At 48.8% G+C, this 21929-nt stretch carries 13 protein-coding genes and 1 tRNA gene; 8 read left to right on the forward strand and 6 right to left on the reverse strand.

Annotated features, from left to right (window positions below; all coding sequences use genetic code 11):
* Positions 1-28 precede the first annotated feature (28 nt).
* Positions 29-598, reverse strand: coding sequence for a TetR/AcrR family transcriptional regulator (locus tag AABK39_RS14860; protein WP_338392131.1), 570 nt, complete (start codon positions 596-598; stop codon positions 29-31).
* A gap of 173 nt (positions 599-771) precedes the next feature.
* Between AABK39_RS14860 and AABK39_RS14865 the strand changes: the two genes are divergently transcribed.
* Positions 772-3246 (forward strand): glycosyltransferase family protein, encoded by a 2475-nt coding sequence (locus tag AABK39_RS14865; RefSeq protein ID WP_338392132.1) that lies wholly within the window; start codon positions 772-774, stop codon positions 3244-3246.
* A 139-nt stretch (positions 3247-3385) separates the two neighbouring features.
* On the forward strand, positions 3386-7693 hold the full coding sequence (locus AABK39_RS14870) for a hypothetical protein (protein WP_338392133.1): 4308 nt from the start codon (positions 3386-3388) through the stop codon (positions 7691-7693).
* A 93-nt stretch (positions 7694-7786) separates the two neighbouring features.
* Here AABK39_RS14870 and AABK39_RS14875 read toward each other — a convergent pair whose 3' ends face one another.
* Positions 7787-8413 carry a carbonic anhydrase gene (locus tag AABK39_RS14875; RefSeq protein ID WP_338392134.1) on the reverse strand — a complete coding sequence of 209 codons (627 nt, stop codon included), beginning with the start codon at positions 8411-8413 and terminating at the stop codon, positions 7787-7789.
* A 313-nt stretch (positions 8414-8726) separates the two neighbouring features.
* On the opposite strand from AABK39_RS14875, the gene AABK39_RS14880 reads away from it, so the two are divergent.
* The 5 genes from AABK39_RS14880 (at position 8727) to AABK39_RS14900 (ending at position 13950) form a co-directional block, all read left to right on the forward strand.
* Positions 8727-11162 (forward strand): TonB-dependent receptor domain-containing protein, encoded by a 2436-nt coding sequence (locus AABK39_RS14880; protein ID WP_338392135.1) that lies wholly within the window; start codon positions 8727-8729, stop codon positions 11160-11162.
* A 138-nt stretch (positions 11163-11300) separates the two neighbouring features.
* Complete coding sequence (asd, locus tag AABK39_RS14885) at positions 11301-12191, forward strand: archaetidylserine decarboxylase (protein ID WP_338392136.1); 891 nt, start codon at positions 11301-11303, stop codon at positions 12189-12191.
* 189 nt (positions 12192-12380) lie between these two features.
* Positions 12381-12454, forward strand: a tRNA-Arg gene (locus AABK39_RS14890).
* 105 nt (positions 12455-12559) lie between these two features.
* Positions 12560-12940, forward strand: coding sequence for a YbaN family protein (locus AABK39_RS14895; protein ID WP_338392137.1), 381 nt, complete (start codon positions 12560-12562; stop codon positions 12938-12940).
* Positions 12941-12951: 11 nt separating this feature from the next.
* A complete protein-coding gene (locus AABK39_RS14900; RefSeq protein WP_338392138.1) occupies positions 12952-13950 on the forward strand; it encodes a glycosyltransferase family 2 protein in 999 nt (332 codons plus the stop codon).
* A 62-nt stretch (positions 13951-14012) separates the two neighbouring features.
* On the opposite strand, the gene AABK39_RS14905 is transcribed toward AABK39_RS14900, so the two are convergent.
* The 4 genes from AABK39_RS14905 to AABK39_RS14920 all read right to left on the reverse strand — a co-directional run bounded on the left by AABK39_RS14905 (position 14013) and on the right by AABK39_RS14920 (position 20610).
* Positions 14013-16880 carry a T9SS type B sorting domain-containing protein gene (locus tag AABK39_RS14905; protein WP_338392139.1) on the reverse strand — a complete coding sequence of 956 codons (2868 nt, stop codon included), beginning with the start codon at positions 16878-16880 and terminating at the stop codon, positions 14013-14015.
* A gap of 423 nt (positions 16881-17303) precedes the next feature.
* Positions 17304-18761, reverse strand: coding sequence for a sulfatase-like hydrolase/transferase (locus AABK39_RS14910; RefSeq protein ID WP_338392140.1), 1458 nt, complete (start codon positions 18759-18761; stop codon positions 17304-17306).
* 441 nt (positions 18762-19202) lie between these two features.
* Positions 19203-20279, reverse strand: coding sequence for a ferredoxin--NADP reductase (locus AABK39_RS14915; protein ID WP_338392141.1), 1077 nt, complete (start codon positions 20277-20279; stop codon positions 19203-19205).
* A gap of 139 nt (positions 20280-20418) precedes the next feature.
* Positions 20419-20610 carry a hypothetical protein gene (locus AABK39_RS14920; RefSeq protein WP_338392142.1) on the reverse strand — a complete coding sequence of 64 codons (192 nt, stop codon included), beginning with the start codon at positions 20608-20610 and terminating at the stop codon, positions 20419-20421.
* A 101-nt stretch (positions 20611-20711) separates the two neighbouring features.
* On the opposite strand from AABK39_RS14920, the gene AABK39_RS14925 reads away from it, so the two are divergent.
* Positions 20712-21881 carry a hypothetical protein gene (locus AABK39_RS14925; RefSeq protein ID WP_338392143.1) on the forward strand — a complete coding sequence of 390 codons (1170 nt, stop codon included), beginning with the start codon at positions 20712-20714 and terminating at the stop codon, positions 21879-21881.
* The last annotated feature ends 48 nt before the right edge of the window (positions 21882-21929 follow it).

Consider the following 21929-nt stretch of genomic DNA (forward strand, 5'->3'; position numbering starts at 1 on the left):
ATTTTAAATTAATCGAAATAAAAGAGCCCTAGGCTCTCACCGCCGACCAAGACATGTCAAACATGTCTTCCAAATCGTCCGCGGTTGGACTCATCGCTTTTGTCAATGTGGCCTTGGCCACTTTCCCCACGGGGAAAAACAGGAACGCGAAGAGCATATCGTCGGAAACATTTCTAAGCAAACCGTCTCTTTTTCCGGCTCGCAAAAGTTTGAACAATTCGGCGAAAGAATCTTGCATGGCCTTTACGCAATTGCCCGAAAGGCAGGGACAATTCAGATATTGCTCCATAAACCGGAAGCTTTGCGGCGACTCCAATATATAGTGATAATAAGCCATAAATATGCTTCTGAGACGCTGACGGAACGATTCTCCGGACATCTTGCCCAATACGGCCTCGGCCATCCGGGCGTTTTCCTGCAAATACACCTTGCGAATCATATCGTCTTTGTTCTCATAATAGAGATACAAAGTGGCCGGGGAAACTCCCGCCTCTTTCGCAATCTTGCCCATCGATGCCCCGTGGAAACCCTGTTCGTTAAACAGCTTCAACGCCGCCCGATGTACACGGCACACTTTTTCGTCGTCTTTCGCTCTCACACCACAAATATAAACGAATGTTCGTTCAGTTAAAACGGCACTTCAATTATTTAGTTGCGCAAGCACCGGAATTTCTTTTGATCTTCTCGATTTTTTCTTTTTTTCGTTAACTGGCGAAGCGCGGGCTTCCCAAAGGGTTAGACGAAACAAATATCTTAACATACAGCACGAGAATGATTTTTAGGAAAATATTACCACACATTCTGGCTTGCCTGGCTTTTCTGGTCCTGATGGCCGGATATTTCTCGCCGGTTTTCCAGGGAAAAACGCTTGCGCAACGCGACGTGATCGAGTTTACGGGCACCGAGCACGAAATGCACGAGTTTAACGAAAAAGAAAACCGCCAGATCCACTGGACGGGTTCCAGCTTTAGCGGCATGCCCATTTGGCAGTCCTCCAAACTCAATATTTTCAGCCAAATACACAACGTGATAGCGGGAACAGTCCCCGCCCCCATTTGGCTGATGTTCTTGGGCTTTGTCGGTTTTTATATTCTGCTCAACGCCTTCGGAATCAAGCCTTGGTTCGCCTTCGCCGGCGCTGCGGCTTATTCGCTGTCCACTTTCCATATGATCAGTATCTTGGCCGGACACATCAACAAGGTCTACGATATTGCGCTGATGGCGCCCGTTATCGCCGGGGTTTATCTGGTTTATCGAGGAAAACTTTTGCGGGGCGCGCTGATAACCGCCTTTTTCTTGGGTATGGAAATCTACTACCGCCATATCCAGATCAGCTACTACCTGATGATCATGATTCTGTTTTGGGCCTTGTTCGAGGCTATCGAGGCTTATCGCAACAAAACAGTTCCCGATTTTATAAAACGTTCCGCCATCTTGGCCGCCGCCGCCGGTATCGCCATCGGGGCGAATATCGTGACGCTTTGGTCCACCGCCGAATACGCAAAATCGAGTACCCGAGGAGGCTCGGAGCTTAGTTCAAAAGTAGCCAAAGGCGAAGGCGAAGGCCTGAGCAAAGATTACGCTTTCGACTGGAGTTACGGCAAAGCGGAGTCCATGACCCTATTTATTCCATATTTTTACGGCGGAGGCTCGCATGAACACCCAGGTAAAGATTCTGAGACTTACAAAGCGTTGACCAAAATTGGCTTCCCGCCACAAACAGCCGAATACGTGCTGAATTTCTTCCCGAATTATTGGGGATCACAACCGTTTACAGTCGGGCCCGTGTATGTGGGAGCAGTGATTTTCTTCCTTTTTATCCTGGGTCTTTTCACCGTAAAAGGTCCACTGAAGTGGTGGGCACTGAGCATGACCATCCTCTCGCTGTTTTTGGCTTGGGGCAAAAACTTCTCGGCCTTCAACGACTTCTTTTTCTATTACGTTCCGCTTTATAACAAATTCCGGACGGTAACCATGGTGCTGGTTGTGGCCGAAATCGCCATGCCTCTGCTCGGGATGGTCGCCCTTTGGAATATCGTGACCGGAAAAATAGCGAAAGCCGATGCGCTCAAAGGCCTCTATGGCGCCACGGGCGTTACCGCTTTCTTGGCCTTGTTCTTCTTCGTGGCGGGCGGATCGTTACTTCAGTTTACCTCTCCTAAAGACGCTCAATTGATGGCGGGCTTGACTAAACAAGCAAAACTTCCTCCCGGAACGCTCGACAGCGTGAGCGAAGCCCTCAAAGCCGACCGCTTGGCCCTTTTCAAAGGCGACGCTTTCAGAAGCTTGCTCTTCACGCTTATCGCCGCAGGGCTCATTTGGGCCTTCGTTCAGGAGAAAATCAAAAAAATGTGGTTGGGCGTAGCTCTCTGCGTTCTCGTGATCGCCGACCTCTGGCCGGTAAACAAGCGTTACCTCAACAACGAAAGCTTTGCGGAGAAAAAGGAACTGAAGAAATTCAACTTCAAGAAAACCGCCGCCGATATCAAAATCTTGGCCGATACCACCAAACATTACCGTGTGTTCAACTTGGCCGGAAGCCCGTTTAACGACGGCCAGACTTCGTATTTCCACAAATCACTGGGCGGATACAGCGCCATCAAGCTCCAACGCTACCAGGAAGTGGTGGAAGAATATTTGAGCAAACAGCATATCCAGACCATCAATATGCTGAACACCCGCTACTTTATCTTGCCAAATCCGCAAACCGGACAGCCGGAGGCGAGACTGAACCCGGGAGCCGCCGGTAACGCTTGGTTTATCAAGAGTCTGAAAATTGTGGAGAATGCCGACCAGGAATTGGCTTCGCTCAAAAACTTCGACCCGAAAACCACGGCCTTTATGGATCGTCGCTTCGAGGACAAAATGCCGCAAAAAGGCGATTTGAACTTCGACGGAAATGGTTCGATCCAGCTTCAGTCATATGATCCCGAAGAGCTGGTCTACAGCACGAACTCAAACAGCGAGCAGTTTGCGGTTTTCTCGGAGGTTTATTATCAGCCGGGCTGGAACTCGTACATCGACGGCGTAAAGGTTCCGCATACCCGCGTCGATTATATCCTGAGAGGAATGATAGTGCCGGCCGGACCGCACAAAATCGTATTTAAATTCGAGCCTAATTCATATAAAATCGGTAGTATTATCGGTTTGATTAGCTCTATCCTCGTGATCGTTCTGTTGGCTTGGGCCATTTACGTTCAGGCCAAGGCGAACAAAGCCAAAAAATCTGAGGAAGTGTCCGAGTAAAACGGAGTCTTCCTTTTGAAAAATCCCCGCTCGCCGCGCATAAAAAGCGTCGGTAAGCGGGGATTTTTATTTCGTACCAATCCCGCACGTTTCCGGCCCACATTTAGGGGTACCATCAGTTAGGCCTATCGCATCCCGAATGTTCGCCCGAAAACGCAGACACCCCCGCTACCGGACCCCAGAGAAAACCAGCCCGCCAACAGCCGGAACGGTAGCGCAATGCCTGATGCCTTCGGATACTTTCGCCAAGCGTATGCCCGTTGTCTGCCCCGTCGAGGAAGAGCGTATTTTCCGCCGGATTCTGTTCCGCATCCAGGATTACGAACGCTACTTGGAAGTCTACGCCAAAATCATAGCCGAGGCCACTACCGACGAACTTCCGCCCATCATTATGGAAGACAACCTGATGCATCGGATGGCCTGTCTCCACGAAATCGAACGCCTGATTTACGCCTACAACAAAATCCGCCCGATACGCGAGGGGCAACGCTTTCTCGACCGCGAACACGAACTGCTTTTTGACCTGATGGCGGAGCTTAACCAAAGCTGGACGGACCTTTTCAAAGACTTCAAAGGCACCGCTTTTCCTTCGAACAGAAAAAGAGGACGGGAATTGGACAACCCCGAATTGAAGGACATAAGCGGTTCCTCATGGTGGATGAACTTGGATAGCACGGGGCCAATTGTCATAAAATCAACCGATGAGACTTCGTCCGGAGCGGAAATTCCGGAAGGAGCCGAGGCCATAAAGGGAAAAATCTGGCGCATCGGCGCTACGGCGTCCGGCTTCCGCATGCTGGCCAATCTCCACCAAAGCCTGCGGACTTCGAACAGGACGCTGATCATTTACCCTTCATCAAAAAAATCGGAAGACAAACACCCTTCGGATCTCACAGGGAAAATCCTGAAAACGGCGCGCAGAGACGTTAGGCTAAGCCCGGCGTTCAGCCTAAGCGTGGACCCGGAAGACGCCGGCTATACCGTCCCCGTAGAGCAGACGGGGAGTTGGTGGAACAAAAAAAGCCTTCATACACTGGCCCCCACTTATCTGGATTTGGCCATGTTGCTTCAGGAAGCTTGGCTCGGCGTGGCACTAAACCCTCCAAACGTTCAGCCCAACGCGCTCTACAACCAAATGCGCAGAGAACTCGGCCTTCCGCCGGCACTGTCCGGCCCAGTTCCGAATCCCGTACGCAAACTGCCGCTCAGGCCGTTGAGAAAGCCGACGGAAAACCTGGAAGAGGTTTTCGTTCTTCTTCCTTCGGAAAGCGAAATCCCCGAAAACATCGAGGAATCGGCCAAAACCCCGGACCCGCTGGCCAGCCTTACGCCCAAGAGCATAGCCCACGAACACGAAGACAGAAGGCCATTTATGGCGCCAACCTCCACGGCTCCGATTCCATGGGCCAGCCCGGCCTGCGGTTGGGGTTCCGACGATTCGCGGTCAAAAGCACAAGAGGCCCTATTGGCAGAATACTTCTCTTTTCCCGAAACAGATTTCTCCCGCCCAAATACGCATAGCATTCATCGTCCAACACAAGGCGGATGCGCCGACGTTTATTTTGTTTCCTTCGGAGACCAGCCCTCAATGGTGTTGAAATGCCTGAAGCAAACACGTATGAGCGAAGAGACCGAAAAAGAGCTTTTCACTTCGGGAATGATCCGGATGCTCGGAAAAAACGTCACCGCTCCGCAAGGACGTTTGCTTCATTCTCTCAGCCCGGAAATGGACAGTTTCACAAAGGCTTTGGCTCCTCCCGGCCTCACGCCTACCACGGGTGGAAGCTTGGGCGCACTACAGCACCAACTTAACGAAATCCGTTTCCAAAAAGACCCCTACACGGCAATCCTTTGGGAGAGGTGTCCCGGTATGACTCCCGAGGAAATCGCCCTCTCGGGCAAAGATACGGAGTGTCAAGAAGCCTTGGCCGACGAAAGCAAACGCATAAACCTTGACCGAAGCAAATACGAGCACTTGGAGCCGCTTTTCCAACACGACGGTTTCTTGGAAGCTCTCGGCGAAACTTACCTTTACGACCTTTTGCTAGGCAACCATGACCGGCTCAGCACCTTTTTCCATGTCGGAAACATGTTGTTTGACAAAACCACCGGAACGCTCCACGCTATCGATCAGGCGTCAAACCTTTGGGGACTGAACACCGCCCTAAACGCCATACTCCGAACCACGCCAAACGAAAAACAGGAAAGGCTAAACCTGACCGGATATTACAAATCGCCGCTCAGAAACCAATGCAACTCGCCCTACACCACACACGAGGAAATGATGACGGTAATGACCAAGCTCGAAGGCATAATCCTCGACCAGATCAGAACCTTTATCCGGCTTTTCACCCAAGACCACACACAACCGATCCACCTGATCGACCGGATATTCAATCTCGAACCGCTTAGGGAAAACGTTCACCCGAACACTGTTCCGCTGAAAATCGGTTTCGCCGAGGCTTTGGTCCGCCTACCGTCACACGCCGACAAAATAGCGTTGATGACCGGCATGCGTTACCGAAATTTCCAAACCGAAGCGCGCTACTTCCTAGGGTTATTGACGAAGACAATCCGAATAGTGGAAGCGGAAAACTTAACCGCATTCAAAGAGAAAATCACGGAATTACGGGCCATTATTGCCGGAAAACCTTTACCCTACCTGCCCGATCCGGCCGAAGACCCGACAAGCCCGCTACCAAGCCCTTTGCCCAGGGAAATAGAAAAACCGCCACCGCTGGTGGTTCCCGAACCTTCTTTGGAACCTGAAAAAGACGCCGGCGCGGTGCCTTTGGCATCTCCGTTCGAGGCCGACGACCTTTATCCCGGAGGCTTTCTAAGAGGTGGAAAAAATCTGGAACCATTGCGCTTATACCGCCGCTATTTTTATAGGGGAGACCGAAAAGAACTTAGCGAAGAGCATAACCGGCTTCTGGATTTAAGCCTTGAATGCGCCAAGGAAGTCACGCTACGCGCCGAACATTTATTGGGCCGAGGCCCCGAATCCCCTTATTCCCGCCAGCTGGCGGAAACGCTTGGATTGCACGTAGCCATGGTTGTCACCGGGCTGAAAGACGGATTCGGGACGGAATGTGGCATAAGGCCCGAACTGATAAAGCAAACCGTAGCCGTTTTCAACCAAAAAGCCGGAGCAGAATTACTGGAATGCGTCAGCGGTCACGGCCACACTTGGGCGCTGACTACCCGTGACGAACAGGAACTTGAGGAAATCAAGGAAAAAATCGGAAGCGAAAACCTGCCTTATGACGATCTTTGTTTTTGGCTGGGCTACCCACCGGTCATGCAATCGAGCATCAGCAGGCTGTCGCAAACTGACGGAATGGATATTCGCCTTTACGTCCATGACAAATCCAAAGATCCGCTGGGTTACGTGGGCGGATTGGAATTCGATTCCATGGTTTCCGACGTTTCCGAGGCTTTCTTATTGGAACAAAAAGACCTTCGAGCGAAAGCGGAAGGCTTGGCCAATCTAATCGGGCCGGAGAAGTTTGTCAGTGTCGGCTTCCGGCCGGCGTCAAAGGCTAATCCGGATTTCGAATTTTCCCAAAAAGTATACAACAGGGAAGCGTTGCGGGACGCTCCGCCACCGTATTGGCCGAGCGAGGAAGGAATGATTGTCCCGGCGCCGGACCCGCTCAAACATTTCGGCCCGACCACGGCCGTCTCCAAAAGCGTAATGGACGGCTTTCTGACCGACGGCCCGACGCTTCATTCAAAATACGTTTTTAGGGGAAATCAAGAAAGCCTGTCGCCCGAACAGCAAAGGACAGTCAAGCTCTGCTTTGACTCCGCTTCCGAGGGCGTTAAAGCCGCCGCTCCGCCAGAATCTCCGCTGAGTCTTCATTCCATGAAAAGCGTTTTGGCCGGACAAATGGCTTTGGTAGCGCTAGGCTCGCGAAAAGCTTACTTCGACGACAGCGGATCGCACTCCAAAAACGAGGCTTTGCTTCATGCGGTAAAACATTACAATTCCCAAGATGAAAGCGCACCGCTATGGACTCCGGATACTCCCAAACGCCAACCCTGGTTAATCAAAGACTCGGAAGACGAGCAAACCGCCAAGTTCAAAAAACAATCGCAGGAAGCGGGCATGAATGACAGCGACCTTGCGAATTGGCTGGGTTATCCCGACGTGTCGGCGGTAGGTTTTAAAGACGTCAGGGACAAAACCGGTATGAGTATCCATATTCACGCCCATCATTTTTATATACTGGACAGAGCGTTGCGCTCTCACGACAACCACTATATGGGTATGTTCTGCGACGCGGGGGATATCTTTGCCGGCAAACAGAAGGAAATATTCGCCCGTGCCGAGATGTTGGCAAATGCCCTCGGCCCATATTATCTCGTAACAGTGGACTTCAGCCTAGCGCCGGAAGCACAACCATATTTCACCTTCAGAGACGGAATAGTGGCTCCAAACTAAGACCATCCCATTTAAAAAAATAAGGCCTTGGGTTTTAAGCATTTCGATAAAATACCTAATACCCAAGACCTGAGACCAAATACCCTTAAGATATTAAACCAAACGATAGATTTCCTGAATGCCTTTCAGGATATTTCCAAAATCGATATTCAGATCCTTAATCTTTCCGGTACGCATATCAAACACCCAACCGTGAACGGTAAGTCCCCATTCCTTATTGGCAATCTGCACTTCCGAAGTCTTCAGAACGTTCACGCACTGTTCCTGCACGTTAAGCTCCACCAAGCGGTCGTATTTCTTTTGTTCGTCAGCGATGGCGTCCAGCTCTATTTTGTGGAAACGATAAACGTCTCGGATATTTCTCAGCCACGGATTCAGGATTCCCAAATCATTGGCCTGCATCGCCGCGTTTACGCCACCGCAACCGTAATGGCCGCATACGATCACGTGCTTTACCTTCAGGCTGGAAACAGCGTAATTGATCACGGACATGGAACTCAAATCCACGTTCGGAACCATATTGGCGATATTTCGGTGCACGAATACCTCGCCAGGCCTGGCGCCCATCATTTCCTCGGCCGTCACCCGGCTATCGGAACAGCCTATGTATAGGATTTCCGGCTGTTGTCCTTCCGAAAGTTTATCAAAATAGCCTTCGTCCAACTGGAGTTGCTCTTCTACCCAACTCTGGTTATTCTCAAATATTTTATTGATGTCCATAACTATTAGGATTTGTTTCTGTCTGTGTTCCAGAAAAGGAAACCGCTTCGAAAAAATATACGGCTTAAAACCGTACCAAGTTAAGGACTATAAGCCTCTTCATGCAAACAAATAATCTTCCTGAAGTGGAATAAAACTAACATTAACATCAAACGCTTCTGTTTCAATTCCCGGAAAACGTAAAGTAAACTGGAAACTCCCGCATCGTATCTTATTTAGATTTAATTCAAAAAAAGAGACTCTTACAATTGGTTTTACGGCAAGAAAAAGTAATTTCGCATCATCCTATTTAAACTTAATCCAGATAATAAGGATGAAACGATCATTACTCTTTCTCATTCTACTAATTTCTTCTCAAGTGGGCTTTGCGCAGAGCATCAGCGGAAAGGTCACTGATTCCCAAAGCGGCGAAGCACTTATCGGCGCTAACGTCTTTTTGAAAGAAACTTCTTTCGGTACCACTACTGGAAACTTGGGTGATTATAACCTTACTAATCTTCCCGAAGGAAACTACGAGCTTACAGTTTCCCTTATCGGATACGAAACCATAACTCGCCAAGCCCAGCTGGCAAAAGGCGACAACCTTAGCTTTGACTTTTCGCTTAACGTCTCGGCCGAGATACTTGAAAACGTTTTGGTGGAAGCCGGGTCGTTGACTCGCCACGGGAAAAAGATCAAGGACATTCCGGGATCCGCCCATTATATTTCTCCGAAAGACATCGCCAGAATCAACAACACAGACGTGATGAACGTCTTGGCCCTGATTCCCGGCGTTAACCTGAACCAAGAAGACGGTTTCGGCCTTCGTCCGAATATCGGCTTGCGCGGTTCTGGATCGGAAAGAAGTAGCAAAATCACCGTAATGGAAGACGGCATCCTGATGGCGCCGGCTCCTTACACCGCTCCTTCGGCTTATTATTTCCCTACAATGGGACGCATGAAAGGCATCGAGGTTTTCAAAGGCGCTTCGCAAATCAAATACGGACCGCAGACAACCGCCGGAGCCATCAACCTTATCTCGACTCCTATCCCGACTTCGCTTAGCGCCGACTTCGGACTCAACTACGGAAGCTTCAACACCCGTAATATTTACGCCTCCGCCGGAAACGCGCACAAGAACGTAGCCTATATGGTGGAAGGTTTCCAGCAGAACAGCGACGGATTCAAGGAATTAGACAATGGCGCAGACACCGGCTACGACAAGCAGGACATCTTGGCCAAACTCAGAGTGAACACCAACCCTGACGCCGCCGTTTACCAAGCTTTGACTTTCAAGCTCGGCTACGCCAAAGAGACTTCTGACGAAACTTACTTGGGACTGACCCAAGCCGACTTCGACAAGGACCCGATCCGCCGTTACGCTGGTTCGCAAAAGGACCAAATGAATACGGAGCACACTTCTTGGTCGATCAATCACCTTATCGCCCCTACGGATTTTCTCCAGATCAGCACCACGGCTTACCGCAACGAATTCAAGCGTAACTGGTACAAGCTCGATAAAGTAAACGGTGAGAAAATCGGAAAAATCTTGGCATCGCCTGCCGACTACAAAACCGAGTACGACTTGGTAAGCGGCAACGCAGCCTCGGCCGACGATTCGCAATCGCTTAAAGTGAAAGCCAACAACCGTGAGTACTACAGCTGGGGAATCCAGTCTATCGCCAACGCGGCCTTCGAAACCGGCGACATGAAGCACAACGTGGAGTTCGGAATCCGCTACCACGAAGACGGCGTAGATCGCATGCAGTGGGCCGACTACTACACAATGGACGAAAACGGCATGACGAACCGCATCTCGCAAAGCGCGAAAGGTTCGGAAGGCAACCGTGAGCAAGATACCAAAGCTTTGGCCTTGCACGTACAATACCAGCTTTCGATCGGACAACTCAACATTTTACCGGGTATCCGCTACGAGAACATCGACAGAAGCAGAAAAGACTGGGGCAAAACCGACTCGGACAGAACCGGCGAGGTTAGCGAAAGAAAGAACAAATACGACATCTTCCTTCCGGGCCTTGGGTTGGATTACAAAATCAACAGCAACATGAGCGTCTTCGGCGGCATCCACAAAGGGTTTACGCCGGGCGGATCGAAAGACGGATCGAAGCCGGAGGAAAGCATCAACTACGAAGCCGGGTTCCGTACGGTAACCTGCGGATTCGCTACACAAGTAGCCTTGTACTACAACGATTACGACAACCTCTTGGGCTCAGACACCAACTCTAGTGGCGGCACAGGCTCAGGCGACGTTTTCAACGGCGGAGCGGCCACGGCTTACGGCATCGAAATCGAAGCCTCTTACGATCCTTTGGCATCGACCAGCAAGACGTTGCGTTTGCCGATTCGCCTCAACTACACTTACACCAACGCCGAATTCGGAACGGATTTCGAAAGTGAGTTCGACGCTTGGGGAGAAGTGAAAGAAGGCTACCAGTTGCCTTACGTAGCCGAGCACCAGTTCACATTGGGCACCTCGCTCGAACACCGCAAATTCGCCATCGACGCCATTTCCAAAATGGTGGGCGAAATGCGCGCCACAGCCGGCGACGGAAGCATCGAAGATAACGATTTGATCGAAAGCTCTTTCATCGTAGACCTCCGCGCCCGTTACTTCGCCACTAATCAGGTGACTGTTTTCGGAGAGGTTCAAAACGTGTTTGACCAGACTTACATCGTGTCAAGAAGACCTGCCGGCCTCCGTCCAAATATGCCGATGGCCTTCAACGTAGGATTGAAATTCGCTCTCTAAGCCTTAACAGGCGCAACAATATTGAAACGGGCCCCGAAAGGAGCCCGTTTTTTTGTCTCCCAAAAAAAGAAAATCGCCATTCCGCAATCACTTCCGCCCTTTACGCTGTTTTCCTTTTCAGAAGAAAGCAAAACAGGAATGGCCAAAGCAAAACGTAGACTCACGGAATTCATAGAACGCTCGACTGGCGAACTCAAACGCGAAAAAGCTCCCGATGCCCGCACCTTGGGTTTCCTTTATCATAGCCCTTTCGGAAAACTACCGCTTGCACTGCTTGCCAAACGCAAATTCCTGTCGTCGCTCTCCGGCCGGTTTATGGACTCTCGATGGTCCAAAGCCTACATTTCCGCTTTCGTAAAGGCCCAAGATGTTAATCTCGACGAATTCGAGGGCGAAGGTCGCTACAAAACCTTCAACGATTTCTTTTGCCGAAAACTAAAGCCCGGCGTTCGCCCCATTTCCGAAGGGATAATATCGCCCGCTGACGGCAAAATCCTCGCTTTCGAACAGGTCGAGACCTGCCGGAAATTCTTCGTCAAAGGCTACGAGTTTGATGTCTGCGAATTTCTACAAAACGATGCCTTGGCAAAAAAATACGACCAAAGCCCCATGATTATCATCCGCCTTGCCCCGGCGGATTATCACCGTTTCCACTTCCCCTCCAACGGCCATATCGGGAAAAGCGTAAAAGTCTCGGGCTCCTATTATTCCGTCTCCCCAATCGCATTGGACAAGAAAATCGAGATATTCTGCGAGAACAAACGCGAATACAGCGTACTCTCCACCCACGACTACGGAGACATCTTGATTTGCGAAGTTGGGGCCACGTTGGTAGGTAGTGTCGTCCAAACTTACCAACCGGACTCAGAAGCTGTCAAAGGCTTGGAAAAAGGATATTTCAGGTTCGGGGGGTCTTCCATCGTGTTACTCTTTGAAAAAGGGAAAGTTACATTAGCCAAAGATTTAATCGAAAACTCAAAGGCCGGTTTGGAGACAACCATCCGTATGGGAGAGAATATCGGATTTTGACGCGTCATTTGTATAATACAAAAAAACACCACCCTCAACCCTTTGTATGACAGTTCATTATCATTTTATTCAATTTAACATCGAAAAAAAACCGCTTTTGTCTATTGCGCCGTAAGGAAATTTCGCTCATATTTGCATCGTTGTTAAGCTACTGTCTGACACATAAAGAAAGTGCTAAGCGACCAATTTGGCCCTGTAGCTCAACTGGATAGAGTGCAGGTTTCCGGTACCTGAGGTTAGGGGTTCGACTCCCTTCAGGGTCACGTTGACGGCCGTCCCAGATAATGGGAGGGCCGTTTTTCGTTTCTGCTCACCGGTTTTTCGTATCTTTGCCACGAAGGCGTTTTCAAAACAACTTCCACTCCGATATGAAAAAAGCTATTCTCATAACATTGGGTCTGCTCTCCACAGGCTTAGGCGCATTAGGCATAATCCTCCCGGGTTTGCCCACCACCCCGTTTCTGCTACTGGCGGCGTTTCTGTTTGCCCGAAGCTCCAAAAAACTGCACAAGCGCCTTTTGGAAAACCGTTACCTCGGCCCGTTTATCAAAGATTTCGAAAGGGAGAAAGGACTTAGCCTAAAGAAGAAACTCTCCATCATTTCCATCATTTTGGCTATGAGCCTCGTTTCCGCATGGTTTTTCGTACCTCCCATGGCGGGAAAAATTGCGGTGATGGCCTTCGGGCTAGTTGGCGTCATTGTCGTCGGTTTTGTGGTCAGGACAGTCAACGGCTCCGCAAACACCTGAAATCTCCCGCTATGCCCCAACCTCTTATCTCTGTCGTCATTCCTTTTTACCAACCTAAAAAACTGTTTGACCGATGCCTTAAAAGTATCCGTTCGCAAACTTATCAGAATTTCGAACTGATTTTAGTCGATAACAACGCGGATAACCTCAGCCGTAGAACTGCTGTAAAACACGTCAACGCCGACTCCCGAATAACTTTAGTCAAAGAAGAAAAACAAGGAGTCGTTTTCGCTTCAAACAAAGGCATGTCTTTAGCCAAAGGCGACTTTTTAGTCCGGATGGACGCCGATGATTTTATGGCTGAAAATCGTCTTGAAAGACAATACGAATACCTTTGCGAAAACCCCGAATGTGGCGCCGTATCGTGCTTGGTTGAATTTGTCGGGGACGACGAGGCCAAGGGATTCAAAACATATGTGGACTGGCTTAACAGCGTACAATCATTCGAAGAAATAAAACTTTCCCGTTTTGTGGAATCGCCCATAGCGAACCCGACCACCATGGTCAGAAAAGAAGTTCCCGAAAAGCTCGGATGGTACCGTGACGGCGATTTCCCCGAAGATTACGAGCTTTGGCTCCGTTGGATTGAATCCGGTGTCAGGATCGACAAAACGCCGGAACGCCTACATTTTTGGGTGGATTCCAAAGAACGACTGACCAGAACGGATAACCGATACGATGTGGACGCCTTTTTTAAGATCAAATCGAAGTATCTGGCGCAAAGTCTAGCCGAAAAGAAGATCCAGGAAGTTTGCGTATGGGGGGCTGGACGCAAAAGCCGGCAACGATTGGAACATTTGACGCAACACGGAATAAAAGTCATCGCTTATCTGGATTTCAAAGAAAGGGAAATCCACGGTATTCCTTGTTTCGATTTCCGGACCTACGATTTCACCTCCGCCCCTTTTATCCTCACTTATGTTTCTAACCGTGGAAAAAGGGACGAAATCAAGTCTTTTCTAAAATCAAAGGGCTTACGGGAAGGCGAAGACTTCTTGTGTGTCGGATAATAAATCCCCAGCAGAATCGTTTTCTACTGGGGATTTATTTTTTGAAAGTCTGTTACTTTCTTTTATTTCATCTTATGAATCCAACCCTTGAAGGTCTGTTTTCGCTTCGCCGGGTCCAGTACATCAAACGTCACATCAACAATATAATGATATACGCCTGTCGACACATCCTTCCCACCTTCTGACATTCCGTCCCATAGAACGTCAATGTCTTGGCCGTCGCCCGGTTTTTTCACGAATTCGTAAATCACCCGACCATGCCGTGTAAGGACTTTAAAGTGTAACGATCGAACAAAACGAGGACAACGAGTAAAATCAACCACTACATCGTCTATCTTTTTATACGGACCGAAAGTTTCATTCTTGTCGTCATTATTCGGCGTAAACGTGTTTGGCAACCAGAACGATGGACAATTATCGAGGCAAAGCGTGTCGCTTGAAAGGCTCTCGTTCTTGGCCCTGTCTACCGCTACGATGTAATAACAGCCGGCAATCGAAGTCAAATCAGAGTGAACGAACGCCGGAGATTTTGACGTGCCCAGGACTTCGAATGGCGAATCGTTATCGGGAGCGTAGTAGACTTTGTATTCACTAATATCATTACCGCATTCTCCATCGGTTTTGCCTTTCCAAGTCAAAGTGTTCGCAAATGTATTGACTTCGCAAGGCAAACTGCTCATTCTCTCCTCGCACGACTCTCCATTATTGACTTGTAAATCAAATGGCGCGCACGGAGGCTTTCCGTCATCCGGACTTCCGCAGATAATCTGCGAACGGTTTTTCAAAGGTTCCGGAACTTTCGGGCTATTGAAATAAGAACCTTTCGCCAACACATAATAACAGTATTCCGTATCAAGGTCGAGCGGTTTGCCGTTGTGGCTTCCGTTATCGGTAAAACGTAATCCACTTTCGGTTACATCTACCGTACCTATCTCGACAAACGCCGTGAGGTCATCTTCCAAAACCTGATTTCTATAAACCACATGTTCGGAAGCTTCCGTCCCGTCAGACCAGGAATTGGTCCACGGAACCGTGGCGTTCCAAGTCAGGATAATCGCACCCGTCGTAACGCTCATCTCCGCTTGAACGGTCGATGCTTTACCGCTATTAGCCAAATATTGTCCATCTTTGTCGGCGGTAGCTATATAATATTGGTAAACGTCAGTTTGGGTATCCAGCCCCTTGTCCCGGTATTCAAGCTGATCAGTCGTCACTATTTTCTCCCAAGTGCTTTGGAGCGAACTTAGGTTTCTTCTGTAAACGTCATAAGTATACGGTCCCGGGTATTTGGCAGGATCGACATCGTAAGGAAGAGTCCAACGGACAATAATGTCGCCATCCGCATTGTTTACTTTGTCGATATCCACGTTGGTAATTACGGCGGCAGTTTTGTCATCTTCTTCAAAAGTGACACAACGCTCATCGGAAACGAAACTGGTTCCGCCGTATTCGTCAGTAAATTCCATTACGATACGGTAGCAATACGTAGCGCCATACACTAACTCCACATCATCGTCAAAGAGTCGGTCTTTGGCATTCGCTTCCCCTACCAGCACATAGCCCGATCCGTCTTCCAGCCCCACTTTACAATCACCGCTACTCACGGTTCCAGGCCCTACTTTCCTATAAACTTTCGTTCTGAGACGCTCCGTTCGTGTGGCTCCACAGCCGAATTTCTCCGTGTAATCTTCCCACCTTACCCTGACCTTATTTCCCGTAACCTGCTCGGCTGAAATCAACTCCGGTTTTGGGGCCACCACGGTTACCCGCCAAGTTTCGAATGTCGCTAAAGGCACTCCAGTCGCTCCCGGATTGTCTTTAGCCTTAATTACTACATCATAAGGCCTATTCCGGACATATTTACACAAAGGTGTCCATTCTATATCCAGTTTCGCTTTTCCGGGCGGAGTTTGGTATCTGCCGTCATTCGGCGAATAAGTGGCCCTGTCGCTTTCTCTCAATTCAAAAATACCGCTGTGCGCCGTCATTTGAATCGGATGGCCGTCAGGGTCTGTAGCGGTTATTTCGGCCTGCAATAATTCTCCGGCTACAATACACGTGTCTGGTGGCAACAGGATTTCCGGAGGTTCGTTATCCGTATCCTCCACAATAATCTGCATATCCCGGGTCACATAGCCCAACTGCACCCATGTCCCCAGAACCAAACGCCATTCGTAGACTCTAAACGCAATATTATATTCCCCCGCCGTACCGGGAGCGTCCCAAACCAGATCACCCGTTACGGGATCCATCCGAAACTCCGCTGGTGCTGTTCCTCCCTGCACCGTTCCGCCAAAAAGCGGATCATTTGGAAAGCGGTATCCATTCACTTCTTTATCACGCTCTTGCTTATTGATAACTATCTCATAAGAAAGGCTATCCCCTTCCGGATCCCAAGCGCCCGGATTGTGCACATAAGTAACGCCAACGGCGGCCTTGTCAACAGGAGGAATCAGAAGATTTACGGATTCGTTACAAGGAATAAAAGAATCAATCAAAAGTTTTGTCTCGATATAAAAAGGGGTTTCCACCGAGTTAATCATATTCAGAACGCCCGCATTCCGGTTAAATTCCCTAAAGGAAATGATGTATTCGCCCGAAGAGGGGTAAGCGTGCTCCACTTCAAAGACAACCTTAGCGATTTCGTCTCCAAGGTCTTGCCGGACCTTAAAATCCCGTGTATCGAAAGCTACAGGATCCGAACCGTCACCGAAATCGATCTCTCCGCCACCGAACTGAACGTCGGAGCCTGTATCGGTATAACCGATAATGGTGAACTTGTATCTCAAGCCAGCGCAATCCACAACTTGTGCGATAATCTCGCCCGCCCGGATATGAGTAGCTTGGCTAACATTCGGCAAAAAAACCAAAAAAAAGATCAGCAACAGCCCATTTAAGGCCCCGAACCTAAAGAAACGTCTTTTGGACATCTGACATCCCGTTTAATAACTGATTAAATATCTCCCGTGCGACTCGCCTTTCCTGACTTGCCCAAAAACTTCCACGGACTTTCACTTATGACACTCCTCAAAATCCTGCCCTAATACCACTGTCATAAACGAATAAATGCACGTCCGAAATGAACGAATGTAAGTTATAATCCTAAGTTTAGGATTTTATTTACGAAAAAAAAACCTGTACTGTTCGGTTTACGATAATTTGAGGCTAAAATAAGCTTAGTCCCATCAACCTAGGTGAAAGACACGAAAAAAGGTAGATCCGATGGCGGGACCACTTCGGAATTTGGTGATTTTGATGATAAAAAAATCCAGTGCCGAGACTTAAAAACAACAAAGCGACCAGGACGTAAATCCAAAGTCGCTTTGTGATGTTAAAATGAGCAATTTTATCTTTTATAAGTAATCTTGTCCTTTGGAACTGTTCTCAACCGATTCTCTCCAAGCCAACAGTTTCTTTCTCATTTCCTGAACCTTTTCCATATTGTCAGCGGCTATATCCGTCTTTTCACCCGGATCTTTTTCCAAATCATACAGCTCGAAAGTTTTTCCATTGTCAGAACTATAAAGTTTCAGGTTATCCTCATGCCAAGCCATCTGTTTCTTGATCCAGAACCCAACCGGCGCACCACGACTTTCGACTTTCTCGCCAAGCAGTACATTTTTGAAACTGACACCGTCATACGGACGATCAGTAGGCATTTTTACTCCAACTATATCGAGAACCGTTGGGAAATAATCGCTGGTGATGTAAGGGACATTCGTTTCCCTGTGGCCTTTGATTTTCTCCGGCCACTGCACGATTCCCGGAACGCGGACACCGCCTTCGTAAAGACTACGCTTTCTTCCGCGGAAATGCCCGGCCGTGCCACGTGTACGGCCTTTTCTTGTACGTCCTTCCGGCCCGTTGTCACTGGTATAGAACACTACGGTGTTATCATAAGCGCCAATCTCTTTAAGCTTGTCGTTAAGGCGACCTATTTGCTCATCCAAAGCCGTAATGCATCCGTAGAAATGCTGAATGTCGTTATCGTAGTCCTTATACATATCCTTGTACTTCTGGCCGGCCAAAACCGGCAAGTGCGGAGTATGTGTCCATATTATGGTAAAGAACGGCTTTTCGCTTTTTACGGCGTTCTCGATAAAAGGAAGCGCCCTGTCCATAATCACGCGCGTATCGTCACCCTGTAAGTTTTCAGAAACGATTTCTCCTTTTTCGTTCCAATAGTAAGTTCCGTACTCGCCGCCTTTCTCATACTTCTTCTTTTTCGCATCTCCCGCATCTCTCCCCGGCACTACCATCGGGTCCCAAGTCGGAACTTTCGATTCTGTCGAGAAGCATACGTCGAAGCCATTATCCTGCGGTGGCGAATACAGGTGCTCGTTTCCGGGACGACCTCCTCGGTTTGCGTCCCTGACGGTTTTGGTCATTGTGCCCAAATGCCACTTTCCGAAATGCCCCGTCGTGTAACCCTGCTCTTTCAGCACTTCGGCCAGAGTGATTTCTTCCGGTTTCATAAAACCGCTATTGGCGTAAGTGATCCCGTAACGGTTATGGTGCCTACCGGTGATGCACGAGCCCCTTGTGGGCGAACAAACGGGAGCGGCCGCATAAAAGCGGTTCATCTGCAGGCCGTTCTGGGCCATTTTGTCCAAATTGGGAGTGATGCTGATGTCGTTGCCGTTGTATGCCGGATCTCCCCAGCCCATATCGTCGGCCATAATCAGAATAACATTCGGGCGGAGCTTGGCTTTTTTGCTTACCGAAGCCTCCTTTTGCTTATTGCCGCCTTGCGAGCAACCGGCCATGGCCAATAAAAGCGTGAAAAGCCTAAGAGTCTTGCGTCTGAACATTTCAAAAAGTTTTGTACATGTCAAAATACCGTAAGGAATGATAAAAGAATAAATCCATTGGTTCCTGAGGATCAGGTATTAGTTCTGTGTGATGAGTGTATCTTGATCCTGAGCCCCAACATGGTAATTATTCTAGTTGTTCATAAACACCTGCGCTCCAACAGGGCCAAGCGTTTTAATCTACAATGACGAATGTCTCAATACTTCACATCGTTCCGCATCAATGATGTACAAAGGGAGATAAGGTATGTTTTTAAACCTTTATTTTATATATGGAACAATCGTCAAGAACACTCAGACACAACCTAAAACAAAAACGAGATAGGATACAAAAAAAGTGGCAAGGTACGTTTTCTCGAACCGTGTCCGAAAAACGACCTTGCCTGAAAACCCAACATCAACCTTGACCAAGTATTCGCAAATCCGAGGCCAAACGCTGATTTATTCCACAATAATTTTCACTCCTTCGCTTAAAGGCGCGCAAACGCAAGTCAAAACGTCGCCGGCTTCCACTTCTTCGGGCGTCAACGCATCAGTTTCTTCCATCGACACTTTTCCTTCCACACAACGAGCCTTGCAGGCGGTGCAAAGTCCGCTTTGGCAGGAATACGGCATATCCACGTCGGCTTCGAGCGCGGCTTCCAAAATCGTCTGGTCCGGTGATACGGTCACTTCGTACTCATCGCCGTCTACCGCCACTATAATCTCCACCGGAACGTCCAACGGTTCCCCGTCTTCGCTTGCGCCCGGATTTTCCACAGGAACAAAACGTTCTTTGCGAATCCGGCTTTCGCTCACTCCCATTGACAGCAAAGTATCCGTGACGGTTTGCATCATGCCTTCCGGGCCACACGAATAATAAATGGCTTCGCCATTGATACCATCGAGTTCGGCTTTTACCGTTTCCACATCCAGCCTACCGACTTTGCCAGTCCATTCGCCAGACGGACGGGTAAGGTAATGCTTTACCTCAAATCTTCCGTCGTGCTCGGTTTCCAGAGCTGAGAGCTCCTTTTGGAAAATCACGCTTTCCTCGTTACGGTTAGTGTAGACCAAAACCACCTTACTTCCGGACTCCGCCCGCAAAGCGGTTTTAAGAATCGACATCAGCGGAGTAATGCCACTTCCCGCGGCAAACAACACTACCGGACGCTCCGCCTTATGTTCAGGTTCGAAAACGAAAGTCCCTTCGGGTGGAAGGAACTCCAGTTCGTCACCGACTTTTATGTTATCGTTGATATGGTTGGAAACCAAACCGCCTTCCACCCTTTTTACCGTCACGGCCAAGCGTTCCTCACTTTCCGGCGACGAGCAAAGCGAATATGCGCGTCGCACTTCCTTTCCGTCCAAATTGAAAGACAAAGTCAGGAACTGTCCCGCTTTATAAGGCATGCTTGCGTGATCTGCCCCAAATACTAAAGTTACGGTATCGTTTGTCTCGCGGATCACCTCCTCCACCTTCAGAAGCGGTTTTGTCGGTTGTTCCTTCCTTTTTTTATTAAAAAAAGATAAAGCCATTGTAGTCGTTGTTGTTCTCTTGTTGATTGCTCCCGTACCGTTGATCAGATACGGAAACGTAAAGTAACGATATTCAGCCTTTTTTGGAACCCTTAGCCGATAGGCAATATTGATAAGCGGATAAACGGCACGTAAGCACTCAACCTCCTAAATTCCTGATTTTCCGGTCCAGCACGGCCAACTCGTTTCTGTATTTGGTCACCAAAGCCAAGTGGTTGTTACGGAAAGCGTGAATCACCAAATCGGCGTCGAGCTGGGTTTTCAGCGTGGCCAATTTGGCTTTCAGCTCTCTGCGCCGGTTTTTAAGTTGTACCAAAGACTTTTTTTCCATCTCGTTTTTCTATTCTCCAAAATTCGTCCAAATGCAAAGGTAACGATTTCCCGATCCAAGATCTTTTCGTTTTGTCGCACCCTTTTTGCGATAAGCCATTTATGCGAATCTTTTACCTAATAATACTATCGCTGGTCTCGACCTCCATAACGCTGGCACAGACCGCTGGCCCGCCAGAAAAAAACGCTTCTTATTGGGAAGGCACTATCCAAGGCGGTGACGTTGTGCCCGTAAACGACTTTGTGGAAGGAAAAAACAGTTCGAACAGACCTATTCGCTATTTTCTGGCGGGATTTGCGGAATGGGGAAGACAAAGCTCGGGCAAACAGGCATGGGAACAATCGTTCAACTACCCGTTTTTCGGTTTTGGCGTTTGGGGCAACACCTATTTCAATACCGAAGCCGGACCGGCGTTTTCCACTTACGGTGTTTTCGGCACCACCATTTATCGTGGCGAAGGCTGGCGGATTGGCTATCGATTCCGGTTAGGCTTAGCATATGTCCCCCATTATTATGATCCTGAAAAATACCCTTACAATATATTTACGGCTTCATTTGTCAATTTCTTTTTCAATGCCGGACTGGAATATCAGGTGGACTTGGGCGATAAACTCGACTTGGTCACGTCCCTTGCCCTAACTCACTACTCGAACGGCAGAGCGTCAGTGCCCGACACAGGCAACAATACGCTCGGGCTGGGAGTCGGGTTAAGATATTTTCCTAAAAAGAAACTCCCCAGATATTACCACCATAATCTTCCAAACTATGACAAAAGCGCCTCGTGGACTTACAAAGTCTTAGCCTCTACCCGGCAAGTGGAGTCCGGCGACAGCCTGAACCAATCCAGCGGTGAGCATTATTTGCTTTTGGGACTGTCCGGCTATTGGTCGAAAAAAATCTCTAGGCACGCAAGTCTGGGCGTCGGTTTGGGCGTCACTTACGACGGAACTGTTGGGGCTCCCGTATTCGGAAAAATCAGGGAAGAAAAACCGACCATCGGCGAACAGATTCTTATAGATATACACGCCGGCTATGTCGTTACAGTTTGGAAAATCAGCCTTGCCATACAGCCCGGTTTTTATGTTTACAAAAGCCAATTGGCCGAAGACAAACCTATACTTTACCAGCGGGTGGGGTTACGCTATCATGCGACAAAGAGAGGATTCGCCTACGTTGCGCTCAGGGCAATGGAATTTTCAGCCGCCGATTTTATCGAGTGGGGGATTGGACTAAAATTTCATCACAAAAAAAAGAGCGATCACAATAAATAAGATGAATTTCATCACAAATTAAAAAGCAAAGCCTTTAACTTATGAAAA

This window comes from Fulvitalea axinellae, assembly GCF_036492835.1.
GTDB classification, from domain to species: domain Bacteria; phylum Bacteroidota; class Bacteroidia; order Cytophagales; family Cyclobacteriaceae; genus Fulvitalea; species Fulvitalea axinellae.

Excerpts from the sequence above, each read along its gene's own strand:
- AABK39_RS14865 (WP_338392132.1), top strand. The coding sequence starts at position 772 with ATGATTTTTAGGAAAATATTACCACACATTCTGGCTTGCCTGGCTTTT.
- AABK39_RS14910 (WP_338392140.1), bottom strand. The coding sequence starts at position 18,761 with ATGTTCAGACGCAAGACTCTTAGGCTTTTCACGCTTTTATTGGCCATG.
- AABK39_RS14875 (WP_338392134.1), bottom strand. The coding sequence starts at position 8,413 with ATGGACATCAATAAAATATTTGAGAATAACCAGAGTTGGGTAGAAGAG.
- asd (WP_338392136.1), top strand. The coding sequence starts at position 11,301 with ATGGCCAAAGCAAAACGTAGACTCACGGAATTCATAGAACGCTCGACT.
- AABK39_RS14925 (WP_338392143.1), top strand. The coding sequence starts at position 20,712 with ATGCGAATCTTTTACCTAATAATACTATCGCTGGTCTCGACCTCCATA.
- AABK39_RS14905 (WP_338392139.1), bottom strand. The coding sequence starts at position 16,880 with ATGTCCAAAAGACGTTTCTTTAGGTTCGGGGCCTTAAATGGGCTGTTG.
- AABK39_RS14895 (WP_338392137.1), top strand. The coding sequence starts at position 12,560 with ATGAAAAAAGCTATTCTCATAACATTGGGTCTGCTCTCCACAGGCTTA.
- AABK39_RS14880 (WP_338392135.1), top strand. The coding sequence starts at position 8,727 with ATGAAACGATCATTACTCTTTCTCATTCTACTAATTTCTTCTCAAGTG.
- AABK39_RS14920 (WP_338392142.1), bottom strand. The coding sequence starts at position 20,610 with ATGGAAAAAAAGTCTTTGGTACAACTTAAAAACCGGCGCAGAGAGCTG.
- AABK39_RS14915 (WP_338392141.1), bottom strand. The coding sequence starts at position 20,279 with ATGGCTTTATCTTTTTTTAATAAAAAAAGGAAGGAACAACCGACAAAA.
- AABK39_RS14900 (WP_338392138.1), top strand. The coding sequence starts at position 12,952 with ATGCCCCAACCTCTTATCTCTGTCGTCATTCCTTTTTACCAACCTAAA.
- AABK39_RS14870 (WP_338392133.1), top strand. The coding sequence starts at position 3,386 with ATGTTCGCCCGAAAACGCAGACACCCCCGCTACCGGACCCCAGAGAAA.